Here is an 11675-nt window from a genome sequence, read left to right on the forward strand (position 1 = left end):
AGTAGTTATTTTAAAGGAGGCGTATCATGTCTTTTATTTTTCGTATATTTATTTTATCTTTGTTGTTTGGCTACTCTTTGCTCTTTGCATCAATAGGAAGTGTTTCACTACTTAAAGGTGAAGCTTCACTAGAGAGAGAGGGAACAGTTTTAGGTGTAAAAAATGGCATGAATCTTGAGGAGAGAGATAGTATAAAAACTACTAAAGGCTCGCAGATACAGCTTATTTTTACAGATAAAACAGTTATCACTCTAGGAAGTGAGAGCCATTTTAAAGTAGATGAGTATCTAAGTGAGGGAAGTAACCCTAAAGCAAAGTTTAAATTTAATCAAGGTACTTTTAAAACCATAACTGGACGCATTGGAAAAAGTGCTCCAGAGAACTTTACGCTTGAAACTAAAACTGCTACCATTGGAATTAGAGGAACTGTCATAGGTGGAAATGTTCCTCAATCATCATCAGCACCTGATACTATTATCTGTTTAGGCGGACGAATCACAGCGACATCACTTCAAACGGGAGTTACAGTAAATCTGCCAACTGGAACAGTAACAGTCGTCCCAGTGAGTGGACCTCCCTCGCCTCCAAGACAGGCAACGCCGCAGGATATAGCACAGTTTAACGAAAGCTTAGGAACGCCACCTCCATCTAATTCACCTGCGGAGAGTTCAAACTCTCCACAAGATGGCGGCGGTTCATCTGCAGCGCAAAATGGGGCTCCAGCTACGCAAGGTGATGAGGGCGGATTTCAATCTCCAGCTGGTAATGCTCCAGCAGCAGCACCACAAACATTCTCTCCAACAGCTGCAGCAGCTGCACAGCAGACAAATCAGCAAAATTCAACTCAAGGTGGAGTTGTTGAAAATTTATCACAAGGGTTAGGTGTGCCTGTAGGGCAGATTCAACAACAAATTGCTTCAAATAATCCAACGCCTCCAACTGTTGTTACCCCTCCACCGCCAGTTGAGCCAACTCCACCGCCAGTTGTTCCAACACCTCCACCTGTTGAGCCAACTCCACCGCCAGTTATACCTACTACACCACCAGTAGTTACTCCTCCATCAAACGGTAGTGGTGGAGGCTATACTCCACCACCTCACCCAGCTTCATATACGACACTATTTTCAAATATGTCTGCTTCAAATGGTGCAAGTTCAACAGTTCTGTTCCCTGAGAACGTAACAAAAACAATGCTCTTTGATGCAACAAATAGACTATGGGTATCAAGCGATAACGCATATATAGCAACAACATCAGTAGATGGAAATTTTAGCTATATTAACAGTGAACTAGCTAATGCTCAAAAAATGTATATTAAATCTCAAGACTATGAAAATCCTGTTTTGTTTAAATCTTTTCCAAGTGATTCAGGGGCAAGTGGGTATGTAGAGGGTCTTAGTGGATTAAAACCTATCGCTTCTACTTGGCATGAGTTAGTTACAAGTGCTAAGGGTGTTATGAATCAAAATTTTTCTGATGTTATAAAATATGAGGAAAATAGTCATTACGATACAAGAAAATGGAATTATAATACTAATTTAAAAATCTTTAATGAGCTTTATTACATTGAAGATGACTGGACATCTATAAATAGCTACGCAGCACTTTATAGCGATATATCAAATAATGATACTATCTATCAAAATTCTTTAAGTAGCGCCCTGTCGGACTATATGAATGGTGCCAACTTTTACATCCATGGAGTACCAGAAGCCAATCAAAATATTAAAAGCTATGGAACCCTACAAGATGGCGGAAAATGGTACTTTATTTATAATAATGTCAACAGTGACTTTAATAATACTGTTTCTGTATATGGAACTCTACCTATAACAGACGCTGTAGCTGTATCATCTGATAGCAATAGTGTGCCTTTTATGCAAACAACAACAGATTATCCGATTTATATCGTAGATCGCTCTGGATCAAAAGAGATGTACAGCATCAAAAATTTTGATAGTATCTCAAATGATATGTTTAATTATGTAAATAATCATTTTTTAGAAATAAACACTGATTATGTAACTGTAGATGGGTCTAATATTACTTATACTCATCTATCTCCAGAATACCAACAAAATGTCTATCTCTTTTATAAGATAGATGATAATGGCACTTTAGTAGAAGATGCAAGAAATGGCAAAATGGTAAATCCTATAACAGGAAATGTATTACATGTATATACAAATTATCATACACCAACTGTTGATAATGGAACTATGGTTGTTGGAGATTTTGCATTTGGCGTAATTGATAATCCGCTTATGAACAATGAGATATTTCCAACGCCAACAGATGTGAATAATACAATATCTTATGGTAACGGTATTTTTTCTAATGATTTAAATATGACTACACCTGCAGTTGGTGCTAATTATAGAAAATTAGCTATAGAAAAAGCATTATGGAGTGATAAACCAGTAGATGCAAAGGTTTATGTTTATAGCGATTATGGTACAAATTTAGCAAATAGAGATTTTGATGAACTATATAACACTGGAACATTTATCAAATTTCCATCAAGCGGAAATGGCATTATGATGGAGAGTTATTTTGATGTTTTAGAAGAAAAAAGTGGTTCTACCGTTGTAAAAAACTACTTTACAGGCTCCATCACAACAGGAAGAGTTGTTGCTGATGGTACTGACAATAAGATTGTTTTCAAACATTTTGAGAGTTTGGGTGGTGTAACAACGTCAGATTCAGTTGATGTAACCAATCATAACTTCTATCTCTTTAATGAAAATGCTCAGTTTATCAATGCAGATAATGGCGGACTTGATAATAATAAAGCTGGTACAGAAAAATACAACTGGTTAGCACATGAAGAGGTAAATGCAGCTTCGTCAGAAACTCTTAATGTTGGACTTATGAAAAAAGTAACTGATAGTAGTGATGTAAATCTTTTTAAAGGCGTTACTGACTACAACACCTCTTTTGCTACAGGAGCTATGAAGGGCTTTATCATAGGTGCGGACACTAGTACTACGCCAAATATTTGGATGGGAGATATTACTACTTTTAATATAAATCCAATTGAAGGAGGGGAATTGAATATTACAGTAGCAGCAAATAACTTAGGAATTACAACGCCTATCTCTATGGCTGACCTAAGTCAAACAAATAGCGCTGAAGCCATCCCTAGCTCCTCTTATCTTGGAGAAGATATGCAAGCTATGATTATTGAGAGTAAAACCGTAAATGGAAAAACTTATGACTTTGCTATGGCTACACTTCCTGATAAGGTAGAGGCAACAGGTAAGTATAGCTATCAAAATGATTACACTTCATGGGGATATTGGGTTGCAACTGAAAAAGCACCTACAGCAGGCGGTTCTTACGCTCAAGGGTACTGGGTTGCAGGATATGAAACTCCAGTTAGTTCAATACCAACAAGTACAACATATAACTACAGCGGAAATATTTTAGGTACCATAACACATGGAACAATGGCTAGTCCGATATTGCTAGACGAAACTAACTCTTTTAAAGCAGCTATTCAATTTGGAGCAACTAATCCTATAACTATTACAGAGATGAAATTTAATACTAAAGATTTAGGTGCTGTAACTGGAATTGGAACAGCAACAACACCATCAAATTCTATAATTGACAACACTTTTTCAGGGACACATACTAATGGAACTACAGCATTAGACTTTAAAGGAAAATTCTTCGGACCAGCTGCTGAGGCTATCGGCGGTGCATGGAGTGGAACATTTAATAATGCAGCCTTGAGCGGAACAGGCGTATTTAAAGGGGTTAAAGAATGAAATTTTCATATGTCACAGCTATATTACTACTATCTATAAACCTCTTCGCAGATGAGAGCAGTTACAAAGATGCCATACAGAGTTATAACGCAAAAGAGTTTGCTAAGGCGTATCCTGTTTTTGAGGAGCTGAGTCTAAAGTCGCCAGCAAATGCGGAGTTAAACTTCTTTTTAGGTCGCTCTGCACTAGAGCTAAAGAGATATGATGAGGCACTTACAGCTTTTGATAGGGTGCTTATGCTAAATCCCTCGCACACAAGAACGCACATGGAGTTGGCACGTCTTTATTATGAGACAGGGCAGCTTGAGCTCTCTCAAGGAGAGTTGGATTTGGTGTTAAAAGAGAACCTTCCTCAAAATATTCGTGATGTAGCACTCGCTTTTAAAACAAGAATCAGTGAGCAGATGAAGCGTCACACTTTTGGCGGTGCGTTTATAGTCGGTATGGGATATGACAGCAATGCGAACAATGATATTGGGCGCAAGGAGTTCATTATTCCACTCTTTAATATGCCTATTGAGGGTAATGAAAAAGTGTCTGATACAAATCTTTTTGCAACTTTTGTTCTAAATCACAGCTATGATTTTGGAGATAGAAAAGGTTGGATGCTTGAGAGCTCATTTGTAGCATATACAAAACTATATAAAGAGTATGGTGAAAATGACCTCTCACTTTTCTCGCTAAGTGTGGCTCCAACTTGGAGTGAAAATAGCTATAAACTCTCATTTCCACTCACATATGACCGTATATTTTTAGATAACGATGGATATCTATATAATTTAAGTTCAGGCATAAGAGCAACTTACATGTTAAGTTCAATCTCTTTTCTTGAGGGTGGATATACATACAAAAGAGGCTACTATGATGAGGATAAAACTCAAGATAGCAACAGCCACACAATTAGTGCCTCTTACAAAAGAGCAATTGGTGAAGACCCTATTTTGTTCTCTCTAAATACGAGCTATGTGCAAACCTCTGAGGTAAATAGTGGCAGAACTGATGTTGAGAGCAGCGGCTGGAGAGTTGGAGGTGAGATAGCCAAGATGTTTAAAAATGGTGTAAGAACATCTATCGGTTATACAAGAAATGAAACGGATTATGAGAAATTTGACCCACTCTTTCAAGCAAAGAGATCGGATGAACGTCATGAGTATGAGTTTGGTTTGGGCTATAGCCTCAGTAACAGCATTATGTTAAATGCAACGCTCTCTTATGTAGAAAATAACTCAAATCAAGATCCGTTTAATTATGACAAAATTACAGCAATAACAAATGCAATAATAAGTTTTTAATCTTATGAAAAAATCCTTAGCTCAGCTCTTTGTTGCTCTGCTTATAGCTTTTATGAGTACTTTGGCTTACATGTACACATCTGAATTTTATCTTCCTTTTGAAAATAAGATAAAAGATTTGATGTTTAAAGCCAGAGGCGAGATTGTAGGCGATAAAGAGATAATCATAATTGATATAGATGAGAAAAGCCTAAAAGAGCTAGGGCAGTGGCCATGGAGCAGGGATGTTGTCTCTAAACTTTTGCAAAATTTAGCAGAGTATGAGGTTGGTATAGTTGGGCTTGATATAGTTTTTGCAGAGCCTGATAACAGCTCACCAAAAAAGGTTTTTCAAAAACTAGGACTCTCGACTCAAGGGGTTGTGGATTATGATGCTCTTTTAGCTGAGACTATAGCGCAGACACCTACTATAGTTGGTTATGTTTTTGCTCTCTCAAACGATGGAATCGCTCCAGAGTCATCCCCAAAATCAAACGCTATCATAGTTGAGCAAAATCGTCCAAAGAGCTCATCTCTAGTAAAGCCTTATCGCACTATTTTAAACATTGAAGCGATTCAAGAGAGCGCTTATTCAAGTGGCTATTTTAATACTATTCCAGACAATGATGGCGTTGTCCGCTCTATACCGCTTGTTATGGAATATGATGGAATACTCTATCCATCTCTTAGTTTAGAGATGGTGCGTATTATGCTAGATGAGAAAAAAATCACAATCGTATATGATGATAATGGAGCCTCACATGTAGAGCTTGGTGAGACTATGATACCTACAGATTTTTTTGCTCGCATGCAGATTAACTACAGAGGTAAACAAAATAGTTATCGCTATATCTCTGCTGTTGATGTTTATAATAAAACTGAAGATGCTTCTCATATAGCGGGGAAAATTGCACTTCTTGGAACTTCTGCTGCGGGGCTTATGGATTTGAGAAGTACACCATTTGATAGTGTATTTGCTGGAGTTGAAGTACATGCGAATGCGATTGACAATATTATAAATGCAGACTTCATAGCTAAACCTATCTGGAGTGTTGGTGTTGATATGGCATCATTTAGCATTTTGGCACTGCTTACTTTTGCTATTTTACTACTTCCCTCAGCTGTGCTTAGTTTTATCTCTCTTGTTTTTATAAATGCTATTATTATAGGAGTTCACTACTATTTTATGGTGTATGAGGGAGCTATTCTTCATACGTTTCTTCTTCTTGTGAGCGTAAATGCACTCTTTGTTCTAGGTCAAGCAATCAACTACTTTTTGGAAATAAGACAAAAAGAGATGATAAAGGGCAAATTTGCAAGTAAAGTAAGTTCGGCTGTTATGGATGATTTGCTCTCTGTAGAGGGGGATATATTTGCAGGAAAGGAGAGAGAGATTTCCATCTTTTTCTCTGATGTGAGAGGTTTTACAAACCTCTCAGAAGCTATGGGAGACCCACGAAGTTTAATTCATCTTATGAATGCTTATATGGACCCTATGACGGATATTGTTATAAAATCAAAAGGAACTGTTGATAAATTTATAGGTGATGCTATTATGGCATACTGGAATGCTCCAAATGAGGTTGAAAATCATGCAGATGTAGCTGTATCTGCGGCGCTAGACCAACTCCATGCCTTAAGAGAGTTAAATGAGCAGATACGATTAAATCCAGAGTTTAAAAACGCAGTGCTAATGTCGGATAAAAAAGGGATTCCTATCATCGATATTGGTATTGGGATAAATACGGGGGTAGCTATTGTTGGAGAGATGGGTTCTAGTAGCAGAAGTGATTATACGGTTATAGGCGACCCAATAAATCTCGGCTCTCGCCTTGAATCACTCTGTAAATACTACTCTTCAAAACTAAATATCTCAAACTTTACAAAAGAGCAACTAAAAGGTAGTTATATCTTTCGCTTTTTAGATTTAGTGACTGTAAAGGGTAAGAGTGTTCCCATAGAGATTTGGCAGATTCATGATTATGATGACGCTTTAGAGACTCCTCTATATAATGTGACAAAAGAGGAGCTAGAAGAGGAGCTAAAAATCTATCATCATGCTATTGCTCTTTATAAAGATACTAAATTTAGTGAGGCACTAGAAATATTTGAAACACTAGATGCAAACGAGAATAAAACAAATAAAACAATCTATAGCATTTATATAGAGAGATGTCATCACTATATAGAGATGCCACCAATCAACTTTAATGGTGTGTTCGAACACACAAGCAAGGGATAACATGGATACAATAAAGGTACTAGGAGCACAAGGCGGCAGAAGCAAAGACTCCTTTACAACATCTATTATGGTTACAAAAAATACAGTTATTGATGCTGGAAATATTATGCAAGCACTTGATAGGGATGCAAAAAATATAAATAAAATCTTCTTCTCGCACTCCCATCTTGATCATATAGTAGATAGTGCTTTTTTGATAGATAACAGTTTTGCCACAAGAGAGGAACCTCTTTATCTATATGGACTTCCACAAACCATAAAAGCATTAAAAAAGCATCTCTTTAACTCTGAAATTTGGCCAGATTTTAGTGAAATAAATCTAATAAACACTAAAACCCCCTCTGTTGTCTATGTAGAGTTGGAGCTCTATAAAAAGTATGAGCTAGAAGAGGGAGTCTCTCTAACTCCCCTGGAGGCAAATCATACTGTAGAGTGCTGTGGTTATCTCATAGAGGGTAAAAAAGGCTCGATTCTCTTCTCGGGAGACACTTTTAAAAACCCTAAACTGTGGGATATTATAAATAGTAATGAGTCTATAAAAGCTCTTATAATCGATGTCTCTTTTCCAAATAAACTTACTAAAATCGCACAACATAGTAAACATTTGACCCCACACTTTTTAAGAGAAGAGCTAGAGTTGCTAAAACGCAAAGATGTTAAGATTTATATAAATCATCTTAAACCTTTCTACCATGAAGAGATAATAGAAGAACTTTTTGAGATTGGAATTTCTAGAGATAGAGTTTTAAATGATTCTGAGGAAATTTGTTTTAAAAACGGTCTTATTAAGAGAGTCTCTATGCAATACACAACTGAGCAGAAGATACAAAAACTAAATAAAATAGGCACAGCGCTCTCAGCTGAGACTAACATAGATGCTCTTTTGGAGATTATAGTAACAGAAGCTAAGATACTCTCTAATGCGGATGCTGGAACACTTTATATTTTAGAAGATAAACATCTACACTTTAAAGTAGCTCAAACAGACTCTTTAGGTATAAAAATGGGCGGAATAAGCGGAGCTATAACATGGCCACCACTTCCATTATATCTTCAAGATTCTACACCAAACAATAAAATGGTGGCAGCTACATGTGCGCTTAGCGATATAGTTATAAATATTCCAGATGTTTATGAAGCTGAAGGATTCTCCTTTGATGGGACTAGAAAATTTGATGAGGGAACTGGTTATCGCTCAAAATCGATGCTAGTTATTCCATTAAAAAATCATGAGTCTGAAATAATAGGAGTTCTACAACTTTTAAATAAGTATGATGATAACAATGAAACTATCGCTTTTGACAAAGAAGATGAAGAGCTGACTCTATCTTTAGCATCACAAGCCGCAATTGCTATTACAAATACAACACTTATCCAAGGACTTGAAACTCTTCTTGAAGCATTTTTGCAAAGTATTATTTTTGCTATAGGCAAAAAATCTCCATATACCGCTGGACATATAGAGCGGATGGTTAAGTTAACAGTTATGATAGCTGAGGCAATCGATAAAGACAAAGGTGTATTTAGTGCCAAGAGTTTTAGTGCACAAGAGCTAAAACAGATAAATTTTGCAGCACTTATGCACGATATAGGCAAGCTTGCAACTCCAGAACAAGTTGTAGATAAATCTACGAAACTTGAAACTATTTTTGATCGCATAGAAGTTGTTAAAGGTCGTATTGAAATTATTAAAAAGGCTCTTGAGATAGAACTTTTAAATCAAAAAATAACACTTTTACAGAGTGGAAAAACTTTACATGTAGAGCTTGAGAGTGAATTTAGTAAAAAAACTGATTTGCTCGATAGTTACTTTGAAGTAATCCAAAAGAGCAACAGAGGCACAGAGTTTACAAACGATGAGCAGATTGCAATTATACAAAATATAGCAAGTCAAAATTGGGAGATAGATGGCAAAAGTTATCTCATCCTAACGGAAAATGAAGCGTATAATTTAAGTGTACAAAAGGGAACACTAACATCACAAGAAAGAGCTATTATCAATGAGCATGCAAAGATAAGCATCGATATTTTAAATAAGCTCCCTTTCCCTAAAAAGTACAAAGAGATTCCACAAATCTCTGGAAATCACCATGAAAAGATAAATGGAAAAGGGTATCCACTAGGGTTAAGTGGCGATGAGATAAGTTTTGAGGCTAGAATTTTGGCAGTGGCTGATGTATTTGAAGCTCTAACAGCAAGTGACCGCCCATACAAGAAAGGAAATCCACTCTCAAGCGCTATGAAAATTCTCTACTTTATGGCAAAAGATGATGATTTAGATAGAGATATAGTTAAGTTTTTCTACAACTCAGGACTATATCTCCAATACGCAAAAAAACTACTCCCCAAAGAGAGCATAGACGAGGTTACAACGGACTTTAGTTCGCTGTAACTTTACCTGCTTAACACCCTATTAACTCACTTGAGCTATTTTTAGTTCAAATAATTGCTTATGATTATGAAACGACATTAAATAAGTACTAAAGTAATTCTGTTTTTTGTAAAATACATTAACTTACTCGTAATAAAGGATTTAAAATGTTAAAAGATTTAGTATATGCAGGTATTGGTGCGGCGGTTGTTATGAGAGACAAAGTTGAAGAAGAGGTTAGAAAACTTCAGGAGCAGGGGAAGATTAAAACAACAGATGCTAAGAGTTTTTTGGAATCGATTGAAAAAAAAGGTCAAGAGGAACATATAAGAGTAAAAGATGAACTCAAAGCAGCGCTTAGAGAGATTATAGATGAATTAGGTCTTGCTACAAAAGCAGATATAGAAAAGCTCAAAGATGATTTAAGTAAATAAACTTATGAAAAATCTAAGCTTCTACACACCTCTACGACTCTATAGCGTTTTTGCTTTTTTACTCACTATCTATTTAGTTATAAAAAAAAGAAAGAGCCTCTTAGGTATGAAGCCTTTGTCTCCCATTTTGTTAAAAGAGACTATAACTTATCTTGGAGCTAGTTTTATAAAGTTAGCTCAAGTTTTAGCAACAAGGTCTGATTTTTTTGATAAAGAGTATCTTGATGAGCTAAAAGAGTTGCACGACCAACTCCCAGCTATGAGCGACAAAGACTTTGATGAGGTTTTTAATAGGGCGTTTGATGAGAATAGTTTTGCATCATTTGAGATTGTACCTATTGCTTGTGCATCTATTGGACAAGTACATGTAGCTTATACTCATGAGGGGAAAAAGGTAGCTGTAAAACTTCGTCGCTTGTCAATTGAAGCGCAGGTAAAAGCGGACATAAAAATCATATCTGCTTTTAATGCTCTTTTTCGTCCTCTCTTTTCGCACTATACAAAAAACTCCATTGAAGCGGTAATTGGAGAGTTTTCAAAAATGATTCTTCAAGAAGTTAGTTTAACTCATGAACTAAACAATCTCATAAAATTCTCAAGCGTTTACAAAGATAGTGGTATAAAGTTTCCAAAGCCTTTTGTAGAGCTCTGTTGTGATGATGCTTTAGTTATGAGTTTTATGGAGGGTTTTCGTTTTGATGATAAAGAGAGCCTTTTAAAATATGATATAGATTTTAGAGCAATAATCTCAAAACTTGTAGATTTTTATACAACTCAGATGTTAATAAAAGGCTATTTTCACGCAGATCCACATCCTGGAAACTTGTTAGTTTCAAAAGAAGCAGAGCTCATACTTCTTGACTTTGGGATGCTAAAGAGTGTTCCAAACAGCTCAAGAGTTGCAATTATTGAGCTTATAAAGGCAGCAAATGAGAAGGATTATGAATCATATATCGCTGCAAATAAAAAGCTAGGAACTATTGCTTATGAGGCTCCAACTGCTGAGCTTGCAGAGTTTAGTGAAAAAATGTTTGAGATATTTTCAAATGATAATCTTAATAGTGAGTCGATGCAACAGTTGGCGTTTGATGTCTTAGAATCGACAAGAAATCTGCCTTTTAAACTTCCAAGTGATGCTATATATATTTTACGTGTAAGTGCCATTATTGAAGGTTTAGGCACTACTTACATAGAAAATTTCAATGGTGTTAAAGATATTTTGCCAATTTTACAAAAAAATATTCCAAAGGCACTTGGAGCAAAAGAGTCTATTATTGAAACATTGATAGATGAGATAAAAGATATACCGTTTTTAGCAAAAAATTTTAAGAGTGCTATTAAAAAAATTAGCTCAAATGAGTTACATGTAGAGATTTCAAACGACCAACTAGGATGGATAAAAAAAGATTTAAAGGAGGCTGTGAAATTTTATGCGCTAAGTTTTGTGATGATGCTTGGCTCTATATTTTTACTTCTTTTAGATAAAGATTATAAAAGTGCAGCTTTAATTCTCTTTGTTTTGGGCGCTCTTAGAATATTTTACAGATAAAGTGACAAATATACGCTACCAAAAATATGAAATAA

At 35.9% G+C, this 11675-nt stretch carries 6 protein-coding genes; all 6 read left to right on the forward strand.

Features of this window, described 5'->3' with window-relative positions; all coding sequences use genetic code 11:
- The first annotated feature begins 26 nt into the window (after positions 1-26).
- The 6 genes from SUDEN_RS11025 (at position 27) to SUDEN_RS04890 (ending at position 11640) form a co-directional block, all read left to right on the forward strand.
- On the forward strand, positions 27-3773 hold the full coding sequence (locus SUDEN_RS11025) for a FecR domain-containing protein (RefSeq protein WP_011372557.1): 3747 nt from the start codon (positions 27-29) through the stop codon (positions 3771-3773).
- Entirely contained in the window at positions 3770-5065 is a 1296-nt protein-coding gene (locus SUDEN_RS04870) for a porin family protein (RefSeq protein WP_011372558.1), read from the forward strand. The genes SUDEN_RS11025 and SUDEN_RS04870 overlap by 4 nt, the downstream gene beginning before the upstream one ends.
- Before the next feature lie 4 nt (positions 5066-5069).
- Positions 5070-7286, forward strand: coding sequence for a CHASE2 domain-containing protein (locus SUDEN_RS04875; protein WP_011372559.1), 2217 nt, complete (start codon positions 5070-5072; stop codon positions 7284-7286).
- Position 7287: 1 nt separating this feature from the next.
- The gene (locus tag SUDEN_RS11555; RefSeq protein ID WP_011372560.1) at positions 7288-9678 is read left to right on the forward strand and encodes an HD domain-containing phosphohydrolase; all 2391 of its coding nucleotides are present in this window, start codon (positions 7288-7290) and stop codon (positions 9676-9678) included.
- Between the two features lie 146 nt (positions 9679-9824).
- Positions 9825-10091, forward strand: a complete 267-nt coding sequence (locus SUDEN_RS04885; RefSeq protein ID WP_011372561.1) for a hypothetical protein — start codon at positions 9825-9827, stop codon at positions 10089-10091.
- Between the two features lie 4 nt (positions 10092-10095).
- Positions 10096-11640, forward strand: a complete 1545-nt coding sequence (locus SUDEN_RS04890) for an ABC1 kinase family protein (RefSeq protein WP_011372562.1) — start codon at positions 10096-10098, stop codon at positions 11638-11640.
- Positions 11641-11675: the final 35 nt, after the last annotated feature.

Source organism: Sulfurimonas denitrificans DSM 1251, from assembly GCF_000012965.1.
In the GTDB taxonomy this organism is placed as follows: domain Bacteria; phylum Campylobacterota; class Campylobacteria; order Campylobacterales; family Sulfurimonadaceae; genus Sulfurimonas; species Sulfurimonas denitrificans.